The following is a 25,426-nucleotide window of genomic DNA, read 5'->3' as shown; positions in this document are numbered from 1 at the left end:
CCAGGCTGAGCGGGGTTCGGCTGAGCGGGGTCAGAGTGACCGGGGTCAGGTCGAGCGGGGTCAGAGTGACCGGGGTCAGGTCGAGCGGGGTTCGGCTGAGCGCGACGACGACTTCGCCGGCGGGAACCGGCGCAACCGCGGCAGGTTCCGTGAGCGTGGCCGCAACCGCGGCCGCCAGACTGGCGGTTTCAGCGAGTCGGAGCCGGTGGTCCGCGAGGACGACGTACTGGTTCCGGTCGCGGGCATCCTTGACGTTCTCGACAACTACGCCTTTGTGCGAACCAGCGGTTACCTGACCGGCCCGACCGACGTCTACGTCAGCCTGGCTCAGGTCCGTCGCCATGGTCTGCGCCGCGGTGACGCGATCACCGGAGTCGTTCGGGCGCCGCAGGAGGGCGAGCAGCGGCGGGACAAGTACAACGCGTTGGTCCGGCTCGACACGGTCAACGGCTTGGACCCGGATGAGGCGCGCAACCGACCCGAGTTCACCAAGCTCACCCCGCTCTACCCGCAGGAGCGGCTGCGCTTGGAGACCGAGCCGCAGTTGCTGACAACCCGGGTGATCGACCTGGTGATGCCGCTCGGAAAGGGCCAGCGGGCGTTGATCGTCAGCCCACCGAAGGCGGGAAAGACGATGGTGCTGCAGGCCATCGCGAACGCGATCACGACAAACAACCCGGAATGTCACCTCATGGTCGTTCTTGTCGACGAACGCCCGGAAGAGGTGACCGACATGCAGCGGTCGGTCAAGGGCGAGGTCATCGCGTCAACCTTCGACCGGCCCCCGTCCGACCACACCAGCGTCGCCGAGCTCTCCATCGAGCGGGCCAAGCGGTTGGTGGAACTGGGCGAGGACGTCGTCGTGCTGCTTGACTCGATCACCCGGCTCGGGCGGGCCTACAACCTGGCTGCTCCCGCATCCGGCCGGATCCTGTCCGGTGGTGTGGACTCGACCGCGCTCTACCCGCCGAAGCGGTTCCTCGGTGCTGCCAGGAACATCGAGAACGGCGGGTCGTTGACGATCATCGCCACGGCGCTGGTGGAGACGGGCTCCACGATGGACACTGTGATCTTCGAGGAGTTCAAGGGAACGGGCAACGCCGAGCTCAAGCTTGATCGGAAGATCGCCGACAAGCGGATCTTCCCGGCGATTGACGTCGACCCGTCCGGAACCCGCAAGGAGGACATCCTACTTGCGCCGGACGAGCTTGTGATCATGCATAAGCTGCGTCGGGTTCTGCATACCCTTGAGTCCCAGCAGGCACTCGATCTTCTTCTGGAGAGATTGAAGCAGACGCGGACGAACTACGAGTTCCTGATGCAGATCGCGAAGACGACTCCAGGGCAGGACTAAGAGCGTCCGCGGTGCTGTCCCTGGACGACCGGAAGCTTCTGGCAGACTGGAACGTTGAGACCCGGCACCGGTTCACGCCCTCGCCGTCATGGCAGGGCGACCCGGCGGCCACTTCGGGAAGAAGGATCATGAAGGCTGACATTCATCCGACGTACCGTGAGACTGCGGTCGTCTGCACCTGCGGCTCCACGTTCACGACCCGTAGCACCAAGTCGGACGGCGTGATCAATGCTGAGGTGTGCTCACAGTGCCACCCCTTCTACACCGGCAAGCAGAAGATTCTGGATGTCGGCGGTCGGGTCGAGAAGTTCGAGCGGCGCTTCGGTCGCCGTAGTCCCGGCGACAAGGCCGGGCCGGGGACGAAATAGCACGTTTACAGCGCCCGTGCCCTGTCCGACAGCGGCGCGGGCGCTGTTTGGCGTCCGTGTCGCGTCGCCTTTGGCTGTTGATGTCCCGTAGGCCGCCGGCGACGCGGAAGACCATCGTCGCGTCGCCTTTGGCTGTTGATGTCCCGTAGGCCGCCGGCGACGCGGAAGACCATCGTCGCGTCGCCTTTGGCCACTAGACCAGGAGATTCCCGAAATGACCACTCCACTCGACGGTCTGCTTGCCGAGCACGCCGAGCTGGAGGGCCGTCTCGCCGATCCGTCCGTGCATGCCGATCCGGCGCTGGCACGCAGTCTCGGTCGTAGGTACGCGGAACTGATCCCGGTCGTGGAGACCGCGCGCGAGCTGGACCGGGTCGATGCGGACCTTGCGACCGCCCGGGAGTTCGCCGCCGAGGATGTCTCGTTTCGCGCCGAGGTCGCGGAGCTTGAGGCCGCGCACGCGGTGTTGCGGGACCGCCTGCACACCCATCTGGTGCCCACCGACCCTGACGACGCCCGGGACGCGATCCTTGAGATCAAGGCGGGCGCCGGCGGTGAGGAGTCTGCGCTGTTCGCAGGCGACCTGCTGCGGATGTACCTGCGCTACGCCGAGCGGCGCGGCTGGCGGGCCGAGATCCTGGACGCGAATCCCAGCGATCTCGGCGGGTATCGGGACGTGAGCGTGGCGGTGAAGGCCGGCCGGACGAGCACCGGTGGCGTGTTCGGGCGGCTGCGGTTCGAGGGTGGTGTCCACCGGGTGCAGCGGGTTCCGGTCACCGAGTCGGCAGGTCGTATCCACACCTCGGCGGCCGGGGTCCTGGTGCTGCCCGAAGCCGAGGCGGTCGAAGTCGAGATCGACCCCAATGAGCTGCGCATCGATGTGTACCGCTCCTCGGGCCCCGGTGGGCAGAGCGTCAACACGACGGACTCGGCGGTGCGTATCACCCATCTTCCCAGCGGCCTGGTGGTCTCCTGCCAGAATGAGAAAAGTCAGCTGCAGAACAAGGAGTCGGCCCTGCGCATTCTGCGTGCCCGACTGCTGGTCGCCGCCCGCGAGCGGGCGCAGGCAGAGGCATCGGCGGCACGGGCCAGTCAGGTTCGTACAGTGGACCGGTCCGAGCGGATCCGTACCTACAATTTCGCGGAAAACCGGATCAGCGATCACCGGGTCGGATTCAAAGCGCACAACCTCGATCAGGTACTCGACGGTGAACTCGACGAGGTACTGGACGCACTGGTTGCGGCGGACCTGGAGGCGAGGCTCTCGGCCGGATCGCCGTCATGACCTCCGTCGGGCCCCACCGTGAGCCGGCAACGCCCGTTCCGATGAGCCCGCTGGTTTCGTCCATGCGTGCAGCGGTTGCCGCTCTTGCCGTGGCCGGAGTAGCCAGTCCCCGGTCGGACGCCGAAGAGCTCGCGGCATACGTGACCGGTGAGCCCCGCCGGCGCTTGGCGCCGACGGCCACCATGACCCCGGCGGACCTGGAGCGGTTTGCCGAGCTCGTGGCGCGGCGGGTCGCGCGGGTGCCCCTCCAGCACCTGGTGGGTACCGTCGGTTTCCGTTATCTCACTCTTGCCGTGGGCCCGGGCGTGTTCATACCTCGGCCGGAGACCGAAACCGTGGTCGGCTGGGCACTCGACGCGGTTCGGATGGCCGGGTGGACACGGCCGATCTGTGTGGATCTCTGCACCGGTTCCGGCGCGATCGCTCTCGCCCTCGCGCAGGAACTACCCGGCGCGCGCGTACACGCTGTCGAACGTGATCCGGGCGCGCTGGTCTGGGCGGCCCGCAACATCGCGGCCCAGGGCTTCACCGACGCCGACGGCCGGCTGATCCTGCATCACGCCGACGTCGGGATCGAGCCGGCCGGATGCGGCCTCAGCGACGGTCGCGAGCCGGTTGCCACGGTTGCCCGAGAGCTTGCGGGTCTGTTCGGCCGGGTCGATCTGGTGGTGAGTAACCCGCCCTACCTGTGGGATGACGAACGGGACCTGGTCGAACCCGAAGTCGGTAAGCATGATCCTCCTGCCGCGCTGTGGGCCGGACCAGATGGTCTGGCGGGGGTTCGAGCCGTCGCGCAGGTGGCGGGCGGCCTGTTGCGCGACGGTGGGCAGTTGGTGATCGAACACTCCGACCGACACGGCTTGGCGGCCCCTGCGCTGCTGCATGCACTCGACTGCTGGGACGATGTTCGGGACCATCCCGACCTGGCGGGGCGAGCCCGGTTCGTCTCAGCCTCGCGCCGGCCTCGCACCGGCCGCGAGACCGGTCGGTAGGGACCTGGCAGGGAGCGGGGCGGGGCCCCGAGGCGCCGCCGCTGTCACGACATACTCCTGAAGTGACGTACTGCCGAAGTGACGCAGCACCACGGACGTAATGGGGGAGCCAGTGAGGCCACGAGAGTCAGTGAGCGAACGGTACGACTGCGCGGACTCCGAACGGCGTACGGCCGGTCTTGAGGCGGCGACGCGCGCGGTGCGCCATGGCAGGCTCGTCGTGTTGCCCACCGACACGCTGTACGGCATTGGCGCGGACGCGTTTGACCAGGTCGCCGTGCGCGCGCTGCTGGCCGCCAAAGGCCGCGGACCGGACATGCCCGTCCCTGTACTGGTTGGTGCGTGGCGCACCCTCGACGGGCTCGTCGAGCAGGTCACCGAGCCGATGCAGGACCTGATCCGGGCATTCTGGCCGGGTGGGCTGACGCTGGTCGTGCCATATGCGCCGTCGTTGAGCTGGGATCTCGGGGATGCCCGGGGCACTGTCGCGGTGCGGATGCCACTGCATCCGGTCGCCATCGAACTGCTCGGCCGTACCGGGCCGATGGCCGTGTCCAGCGCGAACATCAGCGGTCAGGCACCTGCGACCACGGTGGAGGACGCCATGGCGCAGCTCCGTGACTCAGCCGAGGTGTACCTCGACGGCGGGCCGTGCTCGGCCGGCATCGCGTCGACGATCGTCGACTGCACCGGTGAGGTCCCCCGGGTGCTGCGGGCGGGTGCGGTCACGATGACGGCGTTGCGTGAGGTTCTGCCGTCAGTCCAGGAACCCGCGGTCACCGCATGACGCTTGCGGCCCGCTCCGGCTCTGCGCCGTAAGCTGTCGGGAGTTGGAGCAGCCGAAGGTGGGGCGTCGCGATCGGGACAAACCCATGCCAGGTCGCTCCTGGCCCGGCTGCCTGCATGCGGCATGGGTCGGCCGCGCAGCCACGGGCCAGTCACGCAGGAGGAGAGGCAGCTTATGAGCACCCCGTTCTGGGGCCCGGACTTCGATCAGCTCCGTGCCGAGGACGAAGAGATCGCGGATGTCGTCCTGGACGAACTGGACCGACTCCGTGGGGGTCTCCAGCTCATCGCGAGTGAGAACTTCACCTCGCCTGCGGTGCTGGCGGCCCTCGGGTCGACGTTGTCGAACAAGTACGCCGAGGGCTATCCGGGCCGTCGCTACTACGGCGGGTGCCAGGTTGTCGATCGTGCGGAGGAGATCGGCATCGCCCGGGCGAAGGCGCTGTTCGGTGCCGACCACGCGAACCTGCAGCCGCATTCCGGGGCTCAGGCCAACTTCGCGGTGTACGCGGCGCTGCTCGCCCCTGGCGACACCGTGTTGGCGATGTCACTACCGCATGGCGGTCATCTCACTCATGGTAGCCGAGTGAACTTCAGCGGGAAGTGGTTCGATGTCGTCGCCTACGGAGTGCGCGAGGACACCGAATTGATCGACTACGATGAGGTTCGGGACCTCGCGCGGCAGCATCGGCCCAAAATGATGATCTGTGGCGCCACCGCGTATCCCAGATTGATCGACTTTGCGGCCTTCCGCTCGATCGCGGACGAGGTCGGAGCGTGGCTGATGGTCGATGCCGCGCACTTCATCGGCTTGGTCGCGGGCGGAGCCATCCCCAGCCCGGTGCCGTACGCCGACGTGGTCAGTTTCACCACCCACAAGGTCCTGCGTGGGCCCCGAGGTGGGATGATCCTCTGCCGGGAAGAACTTGCCCAGCGGATCGACAAGGCGGTGTTCCCGTTCAGCCAGGGCGGCCCGCTCATGCACGCGGTCGCCGCCAAAGCGGTGGCGTTGCGGGAGGCCGCGACCCCGGCTTACGCCGAGTACGCCCGTCAGGTCATCGTCAACGCCCAGGCCCTCGCGGACGGGCTCGCGGCCGAAGGCGTGCGGCCGGTCGCCGGCGGCACCGACACCCACCTCACCCTGCTCGACCTGCGCGATCTCGGCGTAACCGGTAAGGATGCCGAAGCCCGGTGTGACGCGGCGCGGATCACGCTGAACAAGAACGCCATCCCGTACGACCCGCAACCGCCTGCGGTCTCCTCCGGTATCCGCGTCGGTACCCCGGCGGTGACCACTCAGGGCATGCGGGAAGGCGAGATGAAGGAGATCGCGGCGCTGATCGCTCGGGCGGTCCGTGACCCGTCGGCGGGCACTGATGTCGCCAGAGCCGTTTCCGTCCTGGTCGGCCGGCATCCGGCCTACCGGCGCTAGCGCGGTGGTGCGGTAGGTCAGCGAAGGCGTCAGGCTATTGCGGGAGTATCTACTCGTATTCGCGGTGTCGGCGGCGGTCACCTTCCTGTGCACGCCGGTCGCGCGGGGTTTTGCCATCTGGATCGGCGCCGTCGCCACTGTCCGTGATCGTGATGTGCACGCCGTGCCGACTCCACGGCTCGGCGGACTGGCCATGCTCGCCGGAGTCGCAGCCGGTCTGGAGGTTGCCGACGAGCTGCCGTTCCTGTCCTCGGTCTCGCGGGACTGGGCGGAGCCGCATGCGGTGGGTGTCGCGAGCGTAGTGATCTGCCTGCTCGGGGTGGTGGACGATCGGTGGCCACTGGACGCGGTCACGAAGCTCGCGGGTCAGGTCGCCGCCGCCGGTGTGATGGTCCTGCTGGGAGTCCAGTGGTCGTTCGCCGTCAACCCGGACAGTGACACCACCTTCAGTCTCGGACCTGAGACAGCCGTGCCGCTTTCGATCTTCGCCACGGTCGTTCTTGTCAACGCCATGAACTTCATCGACGGGCTGGATGGCCTTGCCGCTGGCGTTGCGGCGATTGCCGCTGGGGCCACGTTCTACTTCGCCTACGAGGTCGCTGTGATCAACCACTTTTCCCGGGCGGCGCCGGGAGCCTTGCTGGCCGCGGTCACCGCCGGGGTCTGCCTCGGCTTCCTGCCGCACAACTTCAACCCGGCCAGTCTGTTCATGGGGGACTCCGGTTCGATGCTGGTCGGCCTGCTGTCGGCGGCATCCATGATCTCGGTGACCGGACAGGTCGCCTATGGCGGATACGCCGGGCCGTCCCGATCCCTGCCGTCGCTGATTCCGTTGGCCATTCCGCTGGCTGTGCTGGCGGTGCCGTTCATCGACCTCGGACTAGCCGTGATCCGCCGGACCCGCGCCGGCCGGTCGCCCTTCGCCGCGGACAAGATGCATCTGCACCACCGGATGCTGGAGATCGGAAAATCCCATGTCCGCGCGGTTCTCATCATGTACTTCTGGGCGGCCCTGCTCGGTTTCGGCGGGGTGGCCGCATCTTTCTCGCGACAACCGTTGCCTATTCTCGCCGCCGTGGTCGGCCTCGGCCTGATCGGGCTCCTGGTCCTGTTGCTGGTCGGTCAACGGTCGGTGCGGCGCGCATGATCGTTGCTACCGGACGGACGATCAGACTTGGTCTGGGCGTGCTCGCCACCCTCGCTGTTCCCAGCCTTGTGGTTGCAGGTTTCATCCGGGGCGCGGCCGGAGTTGTCGCCGTCGTACTCGGGCTGTGCCTGGTCGGGTTTTTCTTCGCGGCCAGCAAAGTGGCTGTGAGCGTTGTCGCCCAGCGCGCACGAGCGTTGGTGCTGCCAGCTGCGCTCGGCACCTACCTGGTGAAGATCATAATTCTTGGGACTCTTCTCGTGCACCTCGAAGGGTCGACCAGCATCGATCTTGCGGCTTTCGCTTGGGCCGTCTTCGTGGGGGTCTTCGGATGGCTCGGTGCCGAGCTGTGGGTTGCCACCCATACCCGGGTCCCGTTCTACGACCCCACGGTCTTCCAGGCGCGGGAAGACTCCCGGCGTGACACCCTGAACGGGTGAGCGAAGCCGAACCGACGCCGCCAGCCGGCGGCCCTGCGGAGCCGACCGGCCAAAGGCCGCGCGAGGATGGTTCTTCGCGCGCGGCCGGAGGCCTTGGGGAGCCGACCGGCCAAAGGCCGCGCGAGGATGGTTCTTCGCGCGCGGCCGGAGGCCTTGGGGAGCCGACCGCCGACGGACCGCCGCGTCCCCCGTACCGGCCCGGCCTGGTCTCCGATGAAGCCTGGACGGCAGTCGGCACCCTGCTGGCCGGAACCGGGTTCTGGGGGCTGGTCGGCTACGGGATTGACCGCCTCACCGGACTCGGCACGGTGTTCCTGCCGGTCGGCGTCATCGTCGGCATGGCAGCGTCGCTCTATCTTGTGATCAGCAGGGCTACGCAGCGTTTCTGATCGAGCTCACCAGTTGCCTATGGTCTCGTCTTGGATTCTCAGCGTGAGAAGAGCGTCGTAAAAATGAACCAGCCGGCTACTTTCAGGTGAACAAGGGAGTGAACCAGCTCTGGCCGGCCTGGAGTTGATGCCGATCGCCACGGGGTGTGGATAGTATCGCCAGTGCTGGGTGTCCACTCGCGGACATCCGGTGTGAGTCGTGTCTCCCGTCGGTCCTGCCGGGCTCATGATCATGCCGTGTCGATGGATGGTCATGCGTGGTGCGGCACCGTACCCGAGAGGGAGCCGGCCCGCGCCTGGCGGGGCTGTCCCGCCTGAACCAGATAGGGTGAGTCCACACCGCCGCCGGTACGGCTGCGTCTCTTCCTTAGCTGGTGAGAGTGTATTTCGATCATGGAGGTGTCCGTCGTGCCGGTCCCCGCGGGACCCCTGGTCCTCGCTGATGAGGGCTTCAAGGGCCCGACCAAGGAGGTCTTCCAGCCGCCGCACTGGTTCGACGTCGATCTCGGACCGGTTCATTTCTACTTGAACAAGGCGACGGGGCTGGGGATCTTCGCCGCGCTCTTCGTCGGTGTGGTCTTCTGGCTCGGCTTCCGGCGGGCCACGGTCGTGCCCCGCGGATTGCAGAACGTCTGTGAGTCGGTCTACGACTTCATCGACATGTCGATCGCCCGGGACGTCATCGGGGAGAAGGGGCGGAAGTACACCCCGTACCTGGTCGTGCTCTTCAGCTTCGTGTTCATCTGTAATGTGCTTGCGATTGTTCCCGGCGCCCAGTTCCCGCCGACGTCGCGAATAGCCATTCCGATTGTTCTCTCCGCTGTGACCTATGTGCTGTTCAACTACGCCGGCATTCAGGCCAATGGCGCACGGGCGTATTTCGGGCATATGATAAACCCAGCGCCGACCGCGCCTGTCTTCGTCAAGGTTCTGCTTGGGCCGATCGAGGTCATGTCGACCATGCTCGTGCGGCCGTTCACGCTCGCGGTCCGGTTGTTCGCGAACATGTTCGCCGGCCACATCCTGCTCCTGGTCTTCTCGCTCGGCGCGGAGTACCTGCTGCCCAAGCCGCCTTTTGTCTTCGGATTTGCCTCGCTGCTCATGACGATCGTGCTGACCGGCTTCGAACTTGTCATCGACGGCTTGCAGGCATACATCATCACGATCCTCACGGCCGCCTTCATCTCCGGCGCGATCGAATCCGGCGGTGGCCATGAAAGTTCTCCAGCGACTGACCATGCTCCTGCCGTGAGCGGGGCGCCCGCGATGAGCGGCGCGCCCGCCGGGGCGCACGCATAAAAAGGTTCGGACACCCCGATCAGCACTTCGATCAGCACCGTGGCAGGTCCCGGTGCCCGACTGGAAAAGGAATATGACATGGCAGACACCTCCATGGTGCTTGCTGCTGCCAATCAGGTGAGCGGCTCCCTCGGCGCGGTGGCCTACGGCTTGGCGGCCATCGGGCCGGGTATCGGAATCGGCCTTATCTTCGGCCTCGGTGTGCAGGCCATCGCCCGCCAGCCCGAAGCGGAGCAGGTCGCCTTCCGGTACATGATTATCGGCTTCGCCCTGGCGGAAGCACTGGCTCTGATCGGCTTCGTCGTCCCGTTCGTCTTCCCCTAAGCCGGGGGGACACCGTGGTTACCGCAACACTGTTGCTGGCCGCCGGGGACAGCGCAAAGTCGGATGAGAACGTCCTTGTCCCACCGCTCGGTGAACTGCTGATCGGCGCCCTGTCGTTCGGCCTGCTGGTGGCCTTCTTCTTCTGGAAGATCTACCCGCAGATCAAGCGGACGTACGCCGAGCGGACCGAGGGAATCGAGGGCAGTCTCGCCCGTGCCGCGCACGCTCAGCAGGAGGCTCAGGAGCTTCTCACCTCCTACCGCGCGCAGCTCGCCGACGCGCAGACCGAGGCTGCCCGCATCCGTGAGGACGCCCGTGAGCAGGGAATTCAGATCCTGACGGAACTGCGTGCGCAGGCGGATACCGAGGTCGCCGAGATCAAAGCGCGGGGCGAGGCACAACTCGCCGCGGAGCGGGCGCAGATCGTCGCTCAACTCCGGCGCGAGGTCGGTGACATCGCCCTCGAGCTCGCGACGAAGATTGTCGGTCACGAGCTGGAGCGCGACGACCGCCAGCGCCAGCTGGTCGACGACTTCATCACGGGCCTGGAGCATCCGGACGAGTCGGCGATTCCGGTTCCGGCCGGTCCGGGGGGCTGAGGCATGGAGGGATCCAGCCGACAGTCCCTGGCCTCGGCGCGAGCTCGCCTGGATGAGCTGACGGCGACCGGGCCGCCCGGTGTCGGGACGCGGTCCCGCCATCCGGTCGACCTCGGTCGTCTCGCGGACGATCTTGAAGCGGTCGTGGACCTTCTCAGCCGGGAGCCGGCGATCCGCCGGGCGCTGGCCGATCCGGGAGTGCCCGGATCGGCTCGTTCCGATCTTGCCGCCCGTTTGTTCGGCGGCAAGATCTCCGCGGAAGCGCTCGACATCGTGGCGGTCGCGGCTACCGGTCGCTGGGCTCGGCCGCTCGACCTCCAGCACGCGTTGTCCGAGCTCGGGGTCGAGGTCCGGCTTGCCCAGGCGCAGCGGGAGGGCGCCCTCGACGACGTGGAGGACGAACTGTTCCGGTTCGGTCGCATCCTCAACCGGACACCTGAACTGTCGTTGGCCCTCAGCGACCCGGCGGCCCCGTGGCCTGCGAAGCAGGAACTCCTGGCCAGGCTTCTGGACGGCAAGGCCAACGCCGTGACCATACGTCTCGTTCAGCGTGCTGTCGCCGAGCGTTACCACGGTGATCTCGAACGCCGTCTTGAGCAGCTGACCGTGATCGCGGCGGCACGCCGAAACCGGCTCGTCGCGGTAGTGCGCACGGCTGTACCTCTCGCGGGGGACCAGATTTTTCGGTTGCGGACAGCGATCAGCCGGTATTTTGGACGTGATGTCCAGCTCCAGATGGACGTCGACCCTTCCGTTCTGGGCGGCGTTGTCGTGCGGATCGGTGACGAGGTGGTCGACGGCAGCGTCATCCGCCGCCTCACCGACGCGCGCCGGCGGCTGCACCGATAGAGCGTTCTTGTGGACACCCAGACCTCGCATGACCTGCGGGACGTGCCCTCACCATTTATTGAAGGACCGAAGCGATGACTGAACTCTCCATTCGACCGGAGGAAATCCGCGCCGCCCTCCGGGACTACGTCGACTCCTACCAGGCATCCGTCGGGGAGCGGGAGGAGGTCGGCCGGGTCGTCGTCGCCGGCGACGGCATCGCGCGGGTCGAGGGCCTTCCGCACGTCATGACCAATGAGCTGCTGGAGTTCCATGGCGGCGTGCTGGGCCTGGCGTTGAACCTTGACATCGCCGAGATCGGCTGCGTCATCCTCGGCGAGTCCGAACACATCGAGGAAGGCCAGGAGGTCCGCCGCACCGGCCAGATTCTCTCGGTCCCGGTCGGCGACGGCTTCCTCGGCCGGGTGGTCGATCCGCTGGGCCGCCCGATCGACGGGCTCGGCGAGATCGTCTCCACCGAGACCCGTGCCCTGGAACTGCAGGCGCCCACGGTCGTCCAGCGCCAGCCGGTCAAGGAGCCGCTCCAGACCGGTATCAAGGCGGTGGACGCGATGACCGCCATCGGCCGTGGTCAGCGTCAGCTGATCATCGGCGACCGGCAGACCGGCAAGAGCGCCGTCGCGCTGGATGCGATCATCAACCAGCGGGAGAACTGGGCGACGGGGGATCCGAAGCTCCAGGTCAAGTGCGTGTATGTGGCGGTCGGGCAGAAGAAGTCGACGATTCGGGCTGTCCTCAACACCCTGGAGGAGACCGGCGCGCTGGCTTACACCACCATCGTGGCGGCGCCCGCCGACGAACCGGCCGGCCTCAAGTACCTCGCGCCCTACACCGGTTCGGCCATCGGCCAGCACTGGATGTACAACGGCCAGCACGGACTGATCGTCTTTGACGACCTGTCGAAGCAGGCCGAGGCATACCGGGCGATCTCGCTGTTGCTGCGCCGCCCGCCGGGTCGTGAGGCATACCCCGGTGACGTCTTCTACTTGCACTCCCGGCTCCTGGAGCGATGCGCGAAGCTCTCCGACGAGCTCGGCGCCGGGTCCCTGACCGGTCTGCCGATCATCGAGACCAAGGGTAACGATATCTCCGCCTATATCCCGACGAACGTCATCTCCATCACCGACGGACAGATCTTCCTGGAGACCGACCTGTTCAACCAGGGCGTCCGGCCGGCGATCAACGTCGGTACCTCGGTCTCCCGGGTGGGTGGCAGCGCCCAGATCAAGGCGATGAAGGCGGTCGCGGGGCGGCTGCGTCTGGACCTTGCGCAGTACCGCGAGCTGGAGGCGTTCTCGGCGTTCGGCTCGGACCTCGACAAGGCATCCCGTGCCCAGCTCGACCGGGGCGCACGCATGGTCGAACTGCTCAAGCAGCCCCAGTACGAGCCCTTCCCGGTGGAGCGGCAGGTCGTGTCGATCTGGGCGGGTACGTCCGGGCAGCTTGACGATGTGCCGGTCGCGGACATCCGCCGGTTCGAGCGTGAGTTCCTCGAGTTCGTCGAGCGGAGCCAGCCGGGGGTCTTCAAGACGATCCGCGAGACGGGCAAGCTGGATGCTGACACCGTCACCGCGCTGGAGCAGCTGATCGCGAAGTTCAAGGCCGAGTTCATGCTGTCGGGTGGTCAGCCGCTGGTCAACGAACCGTTGCCGGAGAGTCTGGACCCGTCGGAGCTGGAGCGCGAGGCGATCAAGATACACGAGCCGAAGCCGAAGGACGAGGACTGAGGACATGGCCGGCCAGCTCCGTGAGTACCGGCGCCGCATCCGTTCGATCCAGTCGACCAAGAAGATCACTCGGGCGATGGAACTCATTGCCGCGTCCAGGATCGTGAAGGCCAAGGCGCGGGTTGCCGCCTCCCGGCCCTACGCGGACGAGATCACCCGAGTGATCTCCGCGGTGGCGTCGCAGACCACCGTTCGTCACCCACTGACGACAGAGCATGCAGATCCGCGGCGGGTGGCGGTTCTGATGGTCACCAGTGACCGTGGGCTTGCCGGTGGTTACAACGCCAACGTGCTGCGCCGGACGGGCGAGCTGCTGGAGCTGTTGCGCTCGGAGGGCAAGGAGCCGTTCCTGTACGCGGTCGGGCGCAAGGCCGTCACGTACTACCGCTTCCGCGGTCGGGAGCTGGCCGGTGAGTTCACCGGGTTCTCCGAACAGCCGAGCTACGACAACGCCAAGGAAGTCGCCGATGCGCTGATCGCGCGGTTCGTGGCGTCCGGTGAGGCCGGCGGAGTGGACGAGATCCACGCCGTCTACACCGAGTACGTCAACACTCTGACCCAGCGACCGGTTGCGCATCGCATTCTTCCGCTTGCGCTGGAGACGACCGCCGAGCCTCCGCCCGGCGGCCCGCTCCCGCAGTACGAGTTCGAACCGTCGGCCGAGGGAGTCCTCGACGCGCTGCTCCCTCGTTACGTCGAGAGTCGGCTGTACGCGGCGCTGCTGGAGTCCGCGGCATCGGAGTCGGCGGCCCGCCAGCGGGCGATGAAGTCCGCGACGGACAACGCCGGTGACCTGATCAAGACCTACACCCGTCGGGCGAACGCCGCCCGCCAGGATGCGATCACTCAGGAGATATCGGAAATCGTGGGCGGGGCCAACGCTCTCGCCCAGGCCTCGTAGCCCGCAGAGCGACGACGGTTATATCGAAGGACCCCTGAGGGCGCCGGCTGCGGGAGGAGCCGCCGGCGACTTCGGGGTATGACATGCAGATGAACCGCTTGAAGCCGCTGGTCTCCTGATGGAGTCCTCAGCCGCGGAGGGCACCTTGATGAAGCAGAGGACGCCATGACCGTTACCACTACCTCGCCCGCCGCGGTGGAGGGCAAGGCCCCTGGGATCGGCCGGGTCGCCCGTGTAATCGGCCCGGTCGTCGATGTGGAGTTCGCGCCCGACGAGATCCCCGAGATCTACCGTGCGCTGCGCGTCGATCGCACCATCGACGGGCAGACCGCAACGCTGACGCTCGAGGTCGCGCAGCACATCGGTGACAACACAGTCCGGGCGATCTCCATGCAACAGACCGACGGTCTGGTGCGTGGAGCGCCGGTTCAGGATACCGGTTCACCTATCACGGTTCCCGTTGGCAACGCCACCAAGGGGCACCTGTTCAACGTGCTCGGCGATCCGCTCGACGTCGAAAGCATTGACACCGACGTACGCAGGTCCATCCATGCAACAGCACCGCCATTCGACCAGCTTGAGTCGAAGACGGAGATGTTCACGACCGGCATCAAGGTCATCGACCTGCTTGCGCCTTATGTGCGCGGTGGGAAAATCGGCCTGTTCGGTGGCGCCGGCGTCGGCAAGACCGTCGTCATCCAGGAAATGATCAACCGGGTCGCCACGCAGTTCGAAGGTGTATCGGTGTTCGCCGGTGTCGGCGAGCGCACCCGGGAGGGAAACGACCTGTTCCTGGAGATGACCGAGGCCGGTGTGATCAAGGACACCGCGCTTGTCTTCGGGCAGATGGACGAGCCCCCGGGCACCCGGCTGCGGATCGCTCTCGCCGCGCTGACCATGGCGGAGTATTTCCGGGACGTCCAGAAGCAGGACGTGCTGCTGTTCATCGACAACATCTTCCGGTTCACCCAGGCCGGCGCGGAGGTCTCGACCCTGCTCGGACGTATGCCGAGTGCGGTGGGTTATCAGCCGACTCTGGCCGACGAGATGGGTGTGCTCCAGGAGCGCATCACATCCACCCGCGGTCATTCAATCACTTCGCTCCAGGCAATCTACGTTCCCGCGGACGACATCACCGACCCGGCCCCGCACACCACGTTCACCCATCTCGACGCGACCACGGTGCTCTCCCGGGCCATCTCCGACCTGGGGATCTACCCGGCGGTCGACCCGCTCGACTCGACGTCGCGCATCCTCGACGCCCGCTATCTGGGGCAGGATCACTACGATGTGGCGCGTGAGGTGCAGCGCATCCTGCAGCGTTACAAGGACCTTCAGGACATCATCGCCATTCTCGGTATCGACGAGTTGTCCGAAGAGGACAAGATTCTGGTCAACCGGGCACGGCGCATCCAGCGATTCCTGTCGCAGCCGTTCTTCGTCGCCGAGCAGTTCACCGGAATCCCCGGTAAGTTCGTCCCGCTCGAAGAGACGATCAAGTCTTTCAAGAAGCTGACCGAAGGTGACTACGATCATCTCCCGGAACAGGCTTTCTTCATGTGCGGTGGGATCGAGGAGGCGGAGAAGAAGGCGAAGGAACTCTAGCCAAACGGCCGGATTCACCAACTGCAGGGCCCTTGGGATCCGTGCGGTCCAGGGCCGACGACAGCGGGAAGGACGGCAGCGCGATGCCGATGCAGGTGGCGATCGTCTCGCCGGAGAAGGAAGTGTGGTCGGGGGATGCCGACATGGTCGTCGCACGGACCACGGAAGGTGAGATCGGTGTGCTGACCGGGCATGTGCCGCTGCTCGGGGTCCTTGTCGCCGGCGGTCAGGTGCGGGTCACGACAGGCGAGCGCACGCTGACTGTCGAGGTCGACGGCGGATTCCTGTCAGTGACCAGGCAGGGGGTCAGCATCCTGGCTGAACATGCGGTCCTGGCCGGCACCGAGTAATCCCCTGATGGCGTGAGCGGCGCGAAAAATCATCTTCGCGCCGCAACCAGGCCGCAGCGTCGTCAGCTGTTGGCGCCCGGCTCCCACAGCACGTCCCCGCCGGGATTGGCGACCCGGGAGAGGATGAACAGCAGGTCGGAGAGCCGGTTGAGATAGCGGGCGGGAAGCGCGCCGGTACGGTCCGGGTCGGCTTCGCGCAGCGCCCAGACGGACCGTTCCGCGCGGCGGGTGACCGTCCGCGCAACGTGTAGCAGCGCGGCACCGGCGGTACCTCCGGGCAGGATGAACGAGGCCAGCTTCGGGAGGTTCTCGTTGAACCGGTCGCAGGCCTCTTCAAGCCGTTCTACATATGCGCCGGTGACCCGCAGCGGTGGGAAGCCCGGCTTTTCCACGACGGGCGTGCACAGATCCGCACCGACGTCGAACAGGTCGTTCTGCACCCGGGCGAGCAACGCCCGGATGTCCTCGGCGAGTCCGCCGAGGGCCAGTGCCACGCCGATGGCGGCGTTGGCCTCGTCCACGTCCGCGTAGGCCGCGAGGCGCGGGTCGGTCTTGCGGACCCGGGACATGTCGCCGAGCGCGGTGGTCCCGTCGTCCCCGGTGCGGGTGTAGATCCGGGTCAGGTGGATGGCCATGGCGGTCACACTATGCCGCGCTCGTTCGGTCGCGCGCTCGTTCGGTCGCGCGATCACACCATGGCGGGCGGCCCGACTCGACGCACCGGCCGGCCCGCGCTGACGGCCGGGTGCCCAGGCCATAGCATCGAGTCCCGTGGAACGCTTCGTGGTCAGGGGCGGGTCTCGGCTTGTCGGCGAGGTCGATGTCCCGGGGGCGAAGAACTCCGTGCTCAAGCTGATGGCCGCGAGCCTGTTGGCCCATGGTCGGACGACTCTTCGCGCCGTGCCCGACATTCTGGATGTCGCGGTCATGGCCGATATCCTGCGAGCGCTCGGGGCGACCGTCGAGCGGGATTTCGCGGGCGGCTCGCTGTCGATCGACGTGCCGGCCCGGCCCGGTGCGGCGGCCGACAGCGATGTGGTCCGCCGGATCCGGGCGTCCGTCGTCGTGCTGGGTCCGCTGGTCGCCCGCTGCGGCGAAGCCAGGGTGGCCCTGCCCGGCGGGGACGCGATCGGCACCCGCGCTCTGGACATGCACGTCAGCGGTCTGACCAAGCTCGGAGCCATGGTGGATGTCGAGGCGGGCACACTCGTGGCCCGGTCGGCCGGCCGGCTGCAGGGAGCGTCCATCTGGCTGGACTTCCCGAGCGTGGGCGCTACTGAGAACCTGATGATGGCTGGTGTGCTGGCCAAGGGCACGACCGTGATCGACAATGCCGCCCGCGAGCCTGAGATCGCAGATCTCTGCGCGATGCTGACGGCGATGGGTGCGGAGCTTGACGGTGCGGGCACGTCCACGTTGGTGATCGACGGCGTCGACGAATTGCGGCCGACCACGCACTGCACGGTCGCGGACCGGATTGTGGCCGGTACCTTCGCCATCGGCGCGCTGATGACCGGCGGGGACGTGCTGGTCCGGGGTGGGCGTGCCGATCATCTCGACATCGTGCTCGACAAGCTGACCACGGCCGGTGCCGTGGTGGCCGTCCGGCCCGACGGCTTCCGCGTCGTCGCCGACCGGCCGCCGCGGTCGATCGACGTGGTCACCCTGCCGTATCCGGGTTTTCCGACCGATCTCCTGCCGCAGACGATCGCTCTGGAAGCGGTCAGCGAAGGGGTCTCCCTCATCACCGAGAATGTTTTCGAAAGCCGCTTCGTGTTCTGTCGGGAGCTGCTGAAGCTCGGCGCGGAGCTACGCACCGACGGCCATCACGTCATCGTGCGCCGTGCGGACCGCCTGGTCGGCACCCAGGTGGTGGCCTCGGACGTCCGGGCCGGGGCCGGACTGGTGCTGGCTGGCCTGGTGGCTGACGGCATCACAGCGGTCAGTGAGGTCCACCACATCGACCGCGGCTACGGCGGCTTCGTCGAGCAGTTGCGGGCGCTGGGCGCGGACATCCATCGGGAGCCTGCTGAGGCCACGGCGCGGCGGACAGGCTGAACGGTGAGCATGACGCCATGGACCGCGGGGGCCCACGCCCTATTGCCTGGCGCTCTCAGTACGGCGATCCCGGGGCGGCGTCAGGCCCAGTCTCGCTCGGTGCCCGCGACAACGGCACGCGCCCGCATGGAGTCCTCGGGGAACACCATGACGTGCCAGCCGGGTAGGTGGTGGCGGCGGGTGTTCCCGTCGGCGTTCACCTGAATCGGGCCAGGTGGCGCCGCGCCTGACGTCGACCGTATCCCATGCTGACCGAGAAGCTGGCGCAGCCGGGCGGCCTCGGTGGACGTGCGGAGCGTCGCCACGGGCACCAGCATTCCGAAATCGCCGTGGCTGGTGGCGGTAGCATGGCTACCGCGCGGCCGGTTCGGCGCGAACACCCACCGGCACACCGCCACGAGTACGGCGGTGGCGGCGACGGCAATGGCCGGACCGATCGTGTAGTGCAGGCTGTTCAGTGGCACCGTCACCTCCCTGCTGTCCGAGCCGGCGGGTCGGACGGACTACATCGTCTCAGCGCGGCCGGTTCCGCGCAGGCGTTCATGCGTGGCTCGCGTCGCAGTTCTGGATCGTCGCAGCCCTGGATCGTCGCAGTTCTGGATCGCTGTGCGGTCGAGATTGCTTCCTTCCCTGCGTCCAGCCCGTTCGTCCTGCCTGGGCGGACCGACCCGGCGCCCGGCGCGTCTGCGTCGCCACTCTGCGACTATGGACACTGACGCTGGGGGTGAGCCGCTGTACCTGTGGTTCCCGATGCGGCAGCGGTAGGAACGGAGGTCTGGACAACCAGCTGGCCGAGATTGCGTGATCATGTCTTCTTCGCGCAATGGGAGGCCCCAGGGAAACCTTGCGTCCGGAGTGGGATCCGGCCGTGTCCGACAACCTCTGATCGCCGGGCAGACCCGATCGGTCAGGGCGTGAATCAGGGGGGACGGGAGGCCTGATGGGTGAGAACGTAATGCTTCTTGACGACGGACGTATGGAGATCCAGACGGTACGGTTGACCGGACGGGTCGATGTGCGCACTGTCGGTGATATGCGCATGCGGCTGCATACCGCCATCGACGGCGGCACCGGGCAGCTACGGGTGAACGTGTCCGGCCTGGAGCTGGTCGACCATGCGGGCCTCGGTGTCCTGCTCGGTGGGGCTCGGCGGGCTCGGCGGTCCGGACGGTCGATGCTCCTGGTCGACGTTCCCGCTGCGCTGGGAAAGCTGCTGGCAGCCAACCGCCTCGGGCGTATCCTGCGGTCCGACGATGCGGACCTGCTGCACGTCGGTCACGCCTGATGCGGCTATCCGGCAGGTCCCTGATGCGGCTATCCTGCAGGTCCCTGATGCGGCTAACCGGCAGGTCACAGCCTCGCGCTGTGCGCTGACGGCCCGCCGGTCGCTTGTGGTCCCCCGGCTCCATGACGTTGCGATCGGTCGTGGGATGATGGTGCCGGCCGGGGAGGGACATGCTCGACGTCGATGCGCAGCAGTTGAGTCCAACGGACGGTCCGGCTTACCGACAAGGTGGTGACCAGTCCGGTGACCAGCGGCGGACAGCGCTCATCGTGGGCGCGTTCGCGCTGGCGATTGTGGTGGGTGTGGTCATCGGTCTGGTAACCGCGCCCGAGGCCAGGACCACCCCGGCGGCAGTGGCGACGACCGCCGCGCCACCGTCGTCCGAGCTGCAACCGGCGCTGGACCCACCCACCTGGGAGAACAACCGCCATCCGGGGACGGCGCACCAGATGCGGGTGCGGGAGTCCGACCGCCGTGCCTTGAGCGCGAGCCTCGCGTACGCCCTGCGGGAAAACGGCGCGGGCACCATGACCACGGCGGACGTCGTCATCCCACCGGGAAAGCTTTTCTACGGTGCCGTGGAAGGTCGCGACAGCACTGTGGACGAGTACTGGGCCGTCGGCCTGGCGCAGGTGGCCGGCGTGACCCCGGCGCCGCCCAACCCGCACGTGTGGCAGCGGATCGCCAACGGCCCCTGGACGCAGCTCGTGTCGGGGCCGGGTGCCTGCGACAGGCTGCCGGCTGTCCTGTTCACCGTGTGGCAGGGGCGTCCGGGTCTTTGCTCGAGCGCGTGACGTTACCTGTCGGTAGGCTCCTGGCCATCAGACGACCCCTCGGGAGGGTGTGGCGATGGCCGACGCGGCGCGGCGGGACCAGCCGGAGCAGGCTCGTCCACAGCGGGACCGGCCGTGGATCATCCGGACCTATGCGGGTCATTCCAACCCGGTGGAAACCAATGCACTGTACCGGCGGAATCTGGCCAAGGGGCAGACCGGGCTCTCGGTCGCGTTCGACCTGCCGACCCAGACCGGCTATGACCCCGACCATGAGCTCGCCCGTGGTGAGGTCGGCAAGGTAGGCGTGCCGATCGCGCATATCGGCGACATGCGCGCGCTGTTCCACGACATTCCGCTGAGCCAGATGAACACGTCGATGACGATCAATGCGACGGCCATGTGGCTGCTCGCGCTGTATCAGGTTGTCGCCGAGGAACAGGGCGCGGACGCGGCGACCCTGGCCGGCACGACTCAGAACGACATCATCAAGGAGTATCTCTCCCGCGGAACGTACGTGTTCCCGCCGGTGCCCTCGCTTCGGCTGATCACGGACGTGGTCGCCTACACCGTGACCGAGATCCCGACGTGGAACCCGATCAACATTTGCAGCTACCACCTGCAGGAGGCCGGTGCCACACCCGTCCAGGAGATCGCCTACTCGATGTGCACGGCCATCGCCGTGCTCGATGCGGTGGTCGCCTCGGGGCAGGTGCCGGCCGAGCGCGTCGGCGAGGTCTGCGCGCGGATGTCGTTCTTCGTCAACGCGGGCGTTCGCTTCGTCGAGGAAATGTGCAAGATGCGGGCGTTCGTGGCGTTGTGGGACGCGCTGCTGCGGACCCGGTACGGGGTCACCGATCCCCGGCACCGGCGGTTCCGCTACGGCGTCCAGGTCAACTCGCTCGGCCTGACCGAGGCGCAGCCGGAGAACAACGTCATCCGGATCGTGCTGGAAGCCCTCGGGGTGACGCTGTCGAAGGATGCCCGCTGCCGGGCTCTGCAGCTGCCGGCGTGGAACGAGGCCCTCGGCCTGCCCAGACCGTGGGACCAGCAGTGGTCCCTGCGCATCCAGCAGATTCTCGCCTACGAGACCGACCTGCTGGAATACCCCGACATCTTCGAAGGCTCGGTCGTCGTCGAACGGCGGGTGGCCGAACTGGTCGAAGCGGCCCAGGGCGAGATCGACCGGGTGCAGGCGATGGGCGGTGCGGTGGCCGCGGTCGAAAGCGGCTACATGAAGTCCCAGCTCGTCGGCTCGCAGGCGAACCGTCGGATGCGCATCGAGTCCGGCCAGGACGTGGTGGTCGGCGTGAACACCTTCACCGCCACCGAGCCGAACCCGCTGCTCGCCGACCTGAGCGCGGCGATCCAGACCGTCGACCCGGCGGTGGAGGCCGCCGTCTGTGTCGATCTCGCCGCCTGGCGGGCCGGGCGCGACGCGCGCGCCGTGGACGAGGCGCTGCGGGGCCTGCGGGACGCGGCTAAGACCGATACGAACCTGATGGCCGCGACGGTGGCCTGCGCCCGGGTCGGGGTGACCACAGGGGAGTGGGCCGGGGTCCTGCGGGATACCTTCGGTGAGTACCGGGCGCCGACCGGGGTGTCCGGCGCTTCGGTGCATGCTGGTGGCGCTGAGCTCGCCGGCGTCCGGGACAGGGTCGCGCAAACCGGGCGGGAGCTGGGGCGTCGGTTGAAGTTCCTCGTCGGTAAGCCCGGCCTGGACGGGCATTCCAACGGCGCCGAACAGATCGCCGTACGCGCCCGCGACGCCGGGTTCGAGGTCGTGTACCAGGGCATCCGGCTGACCCCGGCGCAGATCGTCGCAGCCGCGGTGGAGGAGGACGTGCACGTCGTGGGGCTGTCGGTGCTCTCGGGCTCGCACATGGAGCTGGTGCCGCAGGTCCTCGACGGGATGCGGGCGGCCGGTGTCGGTGACGTGCCTGTCATCGTCGGCGGCATCATCCCGGCGGTGGATGCCGAGCGGCTCAAGGCGCTGGGGGTGGCGGCGGTCTACACACCGAAGGACTACGGTCTCACGGAGATCATGGGCGGGATTGTGGCGGTCGTGCGGGCCGCGAACGGCCTGAGTTGATCGCTCGAGTTGATCGCCTGAGTTGATCGCTCGAGTTGATTGCCTGAGTTGATCGCCCGAGCTGATTGCCTGGGAGCGCGAGCGTGGTGGTGCGGGGTGGCCGGGGGCCGCGTAGCGTCCGGAGGGTGATGGCTGACACGAGCACCCGTCGGGGAGGCTCGGCGGCACCCGGCACCGGGCGGGCCCGACATGACACCGGGTCGCAGAACGACACCGGTCCGGCCGAGCGTCCCGTCTCGCTTCGGGATGCTGTCGCACTGGCCACCCGCGCGCATGCCGGCCAGCTCGACAAGGTCGGCGACGACTACATCGGCCATCCGCTCCGGGTGATGGAAGCGGTCGGTGACGCCGCGCGGCGGGCCGGGGTCGACCCTGACCAGGCCCGGATGGTCGCGGTGCTGCACGACGTCGTCGAGGACACCGATGTCACCCTGGCGACGCTGACCTCCCTCGGTTATCCGTCCGATGTCGTCGCGGCGGTCGACGCACTGAGTCACCGTGATGGAGAATCGGTGGAGCGCTACCTCGCCCGGGTAGCCGACAACCCCCTGTCGGTTGTGGTGAAACGGGCGGACATGGCCGACAACAGCAACCCGGCACGGCTGGCCAGGCTGCCGCGGGATCAGGCGGACCGTTACGCACGGCGCTATTCCAGTCGTATCCGGCTGCTCGACGACCTTGTCGCCCAACATGGAGCCGCCATCCGCACGGTGGACCGGATGCGGACGGTATAGGGACGCGGCAGCACGTGGAGACGGGCAGTCACCGCGACACTCTGCGCGGCCCTTCCGTGGATGTGCCTGCCGAGCGCCTCAACCGAAACTGGAACGAACTGCTCCAGGAGATCCGGGTGGCGCAGGCCGGGGTGCAGATCCTCTTCGCCTTTCTGCTCACCCTCCCGTTCACCCAGCGTTGGACCCAGGTGACCGACTTCCAGCGGGCGCTCTACCTGATCACGCTGTTGACGATCGCCGCCGCGTCCGCGCTGCTGATCGGCCCGGTGCCCTACCACCGGATGGTGTTCCGCCGGGGCGCACGGGCCCAGCTGGTCACCGCTGCCAACACCATGGCGCTGGCTGGATTGATCATGTTGGGAGTGGGGATCAACGCTGCCGTCCTGCTCATCGTCGACGTGGTCATGGGGGTGCTGGCGACCGCACTCATCAGCTCGGCGAGCGTGGCGTTCTTCATCGTGTTGTGGTGGGTTCTGCCTTGGCTCACCCGACCGGATCGACGCGACGGCGGCGGGGCAGGTCGGGATCCCGACCACGGGATGAGCGGGGTCGCCGGATCGACTGACGGCAAGCGGGTGTAGGTAGCGAAGTCGCGGCACGGTAGCGTCTGGGCTGTGCGTCTTGTGATTGCCAGGTGCAGCGTCGACTACGTGGGTCGGCTGACGGCTCATCTGCCGAGCGCGGTCCGACTGCTGCTGGTGAAGGCCGACGGGTCGGTGTCCATTCATGCGGACGGGCGGGCCTACAAGCCGCTGAACTGGATGAGCCCGCCGTGCGTGATCGCCGAGGCGGACGGCGTCTGGCGGGTGACCAACCGAGCCGACGAACAGCTCGTCATCACCCTCGAAGAGATCATGCATGACTCGTCGCACGATCTCGGTGTGGACCCGGGTTTGCGCAAGGACGGCGTGGAGGCGCACCTGCAGGTGCTGCTCGCCGACCGCCCGGATGCCATCCGCGACGGCCTCACCCTCGTCCGCCGGGAGTACGAGACCGGCATCGGGCCGGTCGATCTGCTCTGTCGCGACACCGACGGTGGGAGTGTCGCCGTCGAGGTGAAGCGCAGGGGCGAGATCGACGGCGTCGAGCAGCTGACCCGCTATCTCGCCCGGTTGGAGGCGGACCCGTTCCTGCCGCATCCGGTGCGCGGGATCCTGGTCGCGCAGTCGATCACACCGCAGGCGCGGCTGCTTGCCGCGGACCGCGGTCTGGGCTGTGTCACCGTCGACTATGACGCGTTGCGCGGACTGGCGCCCGCTATCCCGACCCTGTTCTGACCGTTCAGATTCGTCGGCTTGTGCCGCCGGTTGCGATGCCGGTTGCGATGCCCATCAGTAACAACAGACGAACTATGGTTGCGGTAGATGCTGAATGGCTCGACTCTGCGACGGTTCGTGTGTAATGCCACGCAACGTGAATTTACCTGTACCGGACAGTGGTCGCTGATCCTTTTCCCGGGTAGCGGCCTGTTCGTCTTCTGATTTCCACCGCGGGTACCTCGATGTGCCCGCGGTGATCTTTTTTCGGTGTTCTGTTCGTGTTGTTGAACTCCGACGACGAGGACGGCGATGGCTGGCCCGCAAATGCAGCAGGTGACGAATACCCGAAAATTATTGATCCGCGCACAGGTGAACCAATCGAGGCCCCTCCCTCCGGGTTGCCGAAGGTACCACCCTCCCAGCGTGTTCCGTGGGGGCCCAACAAAGAGGATCATTCCTCGCGGGTATGGCGGTACGAATGAATTCAATAATCTGATTCCTGTGCTCCACGTCCTACATCAGCAAGAATTCAATTCTTGGTGGATGAGTTATGGCGGTTGAAGTCGTAGAGGCGCTGGATCGTTTCCGTTCCTACCTCGAACCCAGGGACGGTATTGGCAACAATCCATTCAAGCTAGGTTGCTCGTTTGAGCGGCCTGCGACGGAAGAGGAGATCGCTTCGGCCTGGACGGCTGATATTCCGGCCGAGATGATTAACTTATGGTCGACTAGCCGGGAATCACGTCTATTCGAAGATATTGATTACGGTCAGTGGGGGCTTGTTTTGTTGTCTCCTTCTGCATGTGCCCGACGAACGACTGAGGAACGTGCGCGGCGTCCGAATTCATATAGAGCAGGCGATATAGTGATCGGTGAATTCCTCGGCGACTTGGAGATCTTGGTTCTCGCGCCATCGAAGGTCGGAGAACAGCGTATCCTTGTTGCTCTTCCGTTTGACGATCGACCTGATTGGTATGCCGTAGGGTCTACTATGGCTGACTTTCTGAATAGATATATTCAAGCATTCGGTGGCAAGTACTGGGAATAATTTGCGTAATCGTGAACGCGGCTGGCAATCGTATTGCGCCCAATAACTCGACTTTCGCTGTTACGCTGCGTTGAGCTCCCACGCCAGACGGATGGTGTGGATTTCCTCGGGGGTCGGCTGGTCGGGGCGTGTGACCTGATATTTGGTGGCGATCAGTACCCGGCGCAGCTTGTCGATCATGTCGGCGGTGGAGGGGTTGGCCTTGGTGGTGTACCAGGGGGCCTGGTCGCGGTGATCGGCGACGTCGGTGGGGGTGTGACCGACGGTGGCGTACCACAGCATGGTGAGGGTCTGGCAGGTCAGGCCGAACGGGACGGTGCGCTCGACGGCGTG

The 25,426-nt window shown here is 66.8% G+C and carries 27 protein-coding genes and 1 pseudogene; 25 read left to right on the top strand and 3 right to left on the bottom strand.

What is annotated here, in order from left to right:
• From rho to U9977_RS05370, 17 genes are all read left to right on the top strand, one after another.
• The coding region (gene rho / locus U9977_RS05450; RefSeq protein ID WP_322748065.1) for a transcription termination factor Rho at positions 1–1,354 on the top strand (1,354 nt) is incomplete at its 5' end.
• A 128-nt stretch (positions 1,355–1,482) separates the two neighbouring features.
• Positions 1,483–1,722: a 50S ribosomal protein L31 gene (gene rpmE, locus U9977_RS05445; RefSeq protein ID WP_322748064.1), complete on the top strand. Its 240-nt coding sequence runs from the start codon at positions 1,483–1,485 to the stop codon at positions 1,720–1,722.
• A gap of 214 nt (positions 1,723–1,936) precedes the next feature.
• A complete protein-coding gene (gene prfA / locus U9977_RS05440; RefSeq protein WP_322748063.1) occupies positions 1,937–3,007 on the top strand; it encodes a peptide chain release factor 1 in 1,071 nt (356 codons plus the stop codon).
• A gap of 62 nt (positions 3,008–3,069) precedes the next feature.
• On the top strand, positions 3,070–3,999 hold the full coding sequence (gene prmC / locus U9977_RS05435) for a peptide chain release factor N(5)-glutamine methyltransferase (RefSeq protein ID WP_322748062.1): 930 nt from the start codon (positions 3,070–3,072) through the stop codon (positions 3,997–3,999).
• A gap of 130 nt (positions 4,000–4,129) precedes the next feature.
• Positions 4,130–4,786, top strand: a complete 657-nt coding sequence (locus U9977_RS05430) for an L-threonylcarbamoyladenylate synthase (protein WP_322748061.1) — start codon at positions 4,130–4,132, stop codon at positions 4,784–4,786.
• A 174-nt stretch (positions 4,787–4,960) separates the two neighbouring features.
• A complete protein-coding gene (gene glyA, locus U9977_RS05425; protein ID WP_322748060.1) occupies positions 4,961–6,217 on the top strand; it encodes a serine hydroxymethyltransferase in 1,257 nt (418 codons plus the stop codon).
• Positions 6,218–6,254: 37 nt separating this feature from the next.
• A complete protein-coding gene (locus U9977_RS05420) occupies positions 6,255–7,364 on the top strand; it encodes an MraY family glycosyltransferase (protein WP_322748059.1) in 1,110 nt (369 codons plus the stop codon).
• The gene (locus U9977_RS05415; RefSeq protein WP_322748058.1) at positions 7,361–7,801 is read left to right on the top strand and encodes a hypothetical protein; all 441 of its coding nucleotides are present in this window, start codon (positions 7,361–7,363) and stop codon (positions 7,799–7,801) included. Before U9977_RS05420 ends, U9977_RS05415 begins: the two co-directional genes overlap by 4 nt.
• Complete coding sequence (locus U9977_RS05410; protein WP_322748057.1) at positions 7,798–8,190, top strand: AtpZ/AtpI family protein; 393 nt, start codon at positions 7,798–7,800, stop codon at positions 8,188–8,190. The genes U9977_RS05415 and U9977_RS05410 overlap by 4 nt, the downstream gene beginning before the upstream one ends.
• Before the next feature lie 393 nt (positions 8,191–8,583).
• Complete coding sequence (gene atpB, locus U9977_RS05405) at positions 8,584–9,489, top strand: F0F1 ATP synthase subunit A (RefSeq protein ID WP_322748056.1); 906 nt, start codon at positions 8,584–8,586, stop codon at positions 9,487–9,489.
• 78 nt (positions 9,490–9,567) lie between these two features.
• Positions 9,568–9,813, top strand: coding sequence for a F0F1 ATP synthase subunit C (locus U9977_RS05400; protein ID WP_322748055.1), 246 nt, complete (start codon positions 9,568–9,570; stop codon positions 9,811–9,813).
• A 14-nt stretch (positions 9,814–9,827) separates the two neighbouring features.
• A complete protein-coding gene (locus U9977_RS05395) occupies positions 9,828–10,412 on the top strand; it encodes a F0F1 ATP synthase subunit B (protein WP_322748054.1) in 585 nt (194 codons plus the stop codon).
• A gap of 3 nt (positions 10,413–10,415) precedes the next feature.
• Complete coding sequence (locus tag U9977_RS05390) at positions 10,416–11,261, top strand: F0F1 ATP synthase subunit delta (protein ID WP_322748053.1); 846 nt, start codon at positions 10,416–10,418, stop codon at positions 11,259–11,261.
• A 74-nt stretch (positions 11,262–11,335) separates the two neighbouring features.
• Positions 11,336–12,988: a F0F1 ATP synthase subunit alpha gene (gene atpA / locus U9977_RS05385; protein ID WP_322748052.1), complete on the top strand. Its 1,653-nt coding sequence runs from the start codon at positions 11,336–11,338 to the stop codon at positions 12,986–12,988.
• Positions 12,989–12,992: 4 nt separating this feature from the next.
• Positions 12,993–13,889: a F0F1 ATP synthase subunit gamma gene (locus tag U9977_RS05380; protein ID WP_322748051.1), complete on the top strand. Its 897-nt coding sequence runs from the start codon at positions 12,993–12,995 to the stop codon at positions 13,887–13,889.
• Positions 13,890–14,054: 165 nt separating this feature from the next.
• Positions 14,055–15,494: a F0F1 ATP synthase subunit beta gene (gene atpD / locus U9977_RS05375; protein WP_322748050.1), complete on the top strand. Its 1,440-nt coding sequence runs from the start codon at positions 14,055–14,057 to the stop codon at positions 15,492–15,494.
• 83 nt (positions 15,495–15,577) lie between these two features.
• Positions 15,578–15,844 carry a F0F1 ATP synthase subunit epsilon gene (locus U9977_RS05370; protein ID WP_322748049.1) on the top strand — a complete coding sequence of 89 codons (267 nt, stop codon included), beginning with the start codon at positions 15,578–15,580 and terminating at the stop codon, positions 15,842–15,844.
• 62 nt (positions 15,845–15,906) lie between these two features.
• Here the strand turns inward: U9977_RS05370 and U9977_RS05365 are convergent, their stop codons facing one another.
• On the bottom strand, positions 15,907–16,479 hold the full coding sequence (locus tag U9977_RS05365) for a cob(I)yrinic acid a,c-diamide adenosyltransferase (RefSeq protein ID WP_322748048.1): 573 nt from the start codon (positions 16,477–16,479) through the stop codon (positions 15,907–15,909).
• A gap of 136 nt (positions 16,480–16,615) precedes the next feature.
• Between U9977_RS05365 and murA the strand changes: the two genes are divergently transcribed.
• Positions 16,616–17,902, top strand: a complete 1,287-nt coding sequence (murA, locus tag U9977_RS05360) for a UDP-N-acetylglucosamine 1-carboxyvinyltransferase (protein ID WP_322748047.1) — start codon at positions 16,616–16,618, stop codon at positions 17,900–17,902.
• An 80-nt stretch (positions 17,903–17,982) separates the two neighbouring features.
• Here murA and U9977_RS05355 read toward each other — a convergent pair whose 3' ends face one another.
• Entirely contained in the window at positions 17,983–18,366 is a 384-nt protein-coding gene (locus U9977_RS05355; RefSeq protein ID WP_322748046.1) for a hypothetical protein, read from the bottom strand.
• Positions 18,367–18,842: 476 nt separating this feature from the next.
• Between U9977_RS05355 and U9977_RS05350 the strand changes: the two genes are divergently transcribed.
• The 7 genes from U9977_RS05350 to U9977_RS05320 all read left to right on the top strand — a co-directional run bounded on the left by U9977_RS05350 (position 18,843) and on the right by U9977_RS05320 (position 25,093).
• Positions 18,843–19,187, top strand: a complete 345-nt coding sequence (locus tag U9977_RS05350; RefSeq protein ID WP_322748045.1) for an STAS domain-containing protein — start codon at positions 18,843–18,845, stop codon at positions 19,185–19,187.
• Positions 19,188–19,357: 170 nt separating this feature from the next.
• The gene (locus tag U9977_RS05345; protein WP_322748044.1) at positions 19,358–19,981 is read left to right on the top strand and encodes a hypothetical protein; all 624 of its coding nucleotides are present in this window, start codon (positions 19,358–19,360) and stop codon (positions 19,979–19,981) included.
• A 55-nt stretch (positions 19,982–20,036) separates the two neighbouring features.
• Positions 20,037–22,052, top strand: coding sequence for a protein meaA (locus U9977_RS05340; RefSeq protein ID WP_322748043.1), 2,016 nt, complete (start codon positions 20,037–20,039; stop codon positions 22,050–22,052).
• A 128-nt stretch (positions 22,053–22,180) separates the two neighbouring features.
• Entirely contained in the window at positions 22,181–22,786 is a 606-nt protein-coding gene (locus U9977_RS05335; RefSeq protein WP_322748042.1) for an HD domain-containing protein, read from the top strand.
• A 14-nt stretch (positions 22,787–22,800) separates the two neighbouring features.
• Positions 22,801–23,367 (top strand): DUF6328 family protein, encoded by a 567-nt coding sequence (locus U9977_RS05330; protein ID WP_322748041.1) that lies wholly within the window; start codon positions 22,801–22,803, stop codon positions 23,365–23,367.
• A 33-nt stretch (positions 23,368–23,400) separates the two neighbouring features.
• The gene (gene nucS / locus U9977_RS05325; RefSeq protein WP_322748040.1) at positions 23,401–24,063 is read left to right on the top strand and encodes an endonuclease NucS; all 663 of its coding nucleotides are present in this window, start codon (positions 23,401–23,403) and stop codon (positions 24,061–24,063) included.
• Between the two features lie 532 nt (positions 24,064–24,595).
• The gene (locus U9977_RS05320) at positions 24,596–25,093 is read left to right on the top strand and encodes a hypothetical protein (RefSeq protein ID WP_322748039.1); all 498 of its coding nucleotides are present in this window, start codon (positions 24,596–24,598) and stop codon (positions 25,091–25,093) included.
• A 60-nt stretch (positions 25,094–25,153) separates the two neighbouring features.
• On the opposite strand, the pseudogene U9977_RS05315 reads toward U9977_RS05320, so the two are convergent.
• Positions 25,154–25,426: pseudogene (locus U9977_RS05315) on the bottom strand (transposase); the annotation flags it as partial.

Origin of the sequence: Protofrankia sp. Cas8 (assembly GCF_963555845.1) — a bacterium.
Taxonomy (GTDB): Bacteria; Actinomycetota; Actinomycetes; order Frankiales; family Frankiaceae; genus Protofrankia.
The sequence above is the reverse complement of the archived record's forward strand: the minus strand, read 5'-3'. Positions and strand labels throughout refer to the sequence as shown.

Coding starts and splice junctions, on each gene's coding strand:
- prmC (WP_322748062.1), top strand. CDS start 3,070: ATGCGTGCAGCGGTTGCCGCTCTTGCCGTGGCCGGAGTAGCCAGTCCC.
- U9977_RS05390 (WP_322748053.1), top strand. CDS start 10,416: ATGGAGGGATCCAGCCGACAGTCCCTGGCCTCGGCGCGAGCTCGCCTG.
- U9977_RS05365 (WP_322748048.1), bottom strand. CDS start 16,479: ATGGCCATCCACCTGACCCGGATCTACACCCGCACCGGGGACGACGGG.
- U9977_RS05320 (WP_322748039.1), top strand. CDS start 24,596: ATGGCGGTTGAAGTCGTAGAGGCGCTGGATCGTTTCCGTTCCTACCTC.
- U9977_RS05380 (WP_322748051.1), top strand. CDS start 12,993: ATGGCCGGCCAGCTCCGTGAGTACCGGCGCCGCATCCGTTCGATCCAG.
- U9977_RS05335 (WP_322748042.1), top strand. CDS start 22,181: ATGGCTGACACGAGCACCCGTCGGGGAGGCTCGGCGGCACCCGGCACC.
- atpA (WP_322748052.1), top strand. CDS start 11,336: ATGACTGAACTCTCCATTCGACCGGAGGAAATCCGCGCCGCCCTCCGG.
- U9977_RS05415 (WP_322748058.1), top strand. CDS start 7,361: ATGATCGTTGCTACCGGACGGACGATCAGACTTGGTCTGGGCGTGCTC.
- rpmE (WP_322748064.1), top strand. CDS start 1,483: ATGAAGGCTGACATTCATCCGACGTACCGTGAGACTGCGGTCGTCTGC.
- U9977_RS05340 (WP_322748043.1), top strand. CDS start 20,037: ATGGCCGACGCGGCGCGGCGGGACCAGCCGGAGCAGGCTCGTCCACAG.
- atpB (WP_322748056.1), top strand. CDS start 8,584: ATGGAGGTGTCCGTCGTGCCGGTCCCCGCGGGACCCCTGGTCCTCGCT.
- U9977_RS05345 (WP_322748044.1), top strand. CDS start 19,358: ATGCTCGACGTCGATGCGCAGCAGTTGAGTCCAACGGACGGTCCGGCT.
- U9977_RS05350 (WP_322748045.1), top strand. CDS start 18,843: ATGGGTGAGAACGTAATGCTTCTTGACGACGGACGTATGGAGATCCAG.
- atpD (WP_322748050.1), top strand. CDS start 14,055: ATGACCGTTACCACTACCTCGCCCGCCGCGGTGGAGGGCAAGGCCCCT.
- U9977_RS05400 (WP_322748055.1), top strand. CDS start 9,568: ATGGCAGACACCTCCATGGTGCTTGCTGCTGCCAATCAGGTGAGCGGC.
- prfA (WP_322748063.1), top strand. CDS start 1,937: ATGACCACTCCACTCGACGGTCTGCTTGCCGAGCACGCCGAGCTGGAG.
- U9977_RS05370 (WP_322748049.1), top strand. CDS start 15,578: ATGCCGATGCAGGTGGCGATCGTCTCGCCGGAGAAGGAAGTGTGGTCG.
- glyA (WP_322748060.1), top strand. CDS start 4,961: ATGAGCACCCCGTTCTGGGGCCCGGACTTCGATCAGCTCCGTGCCGAG.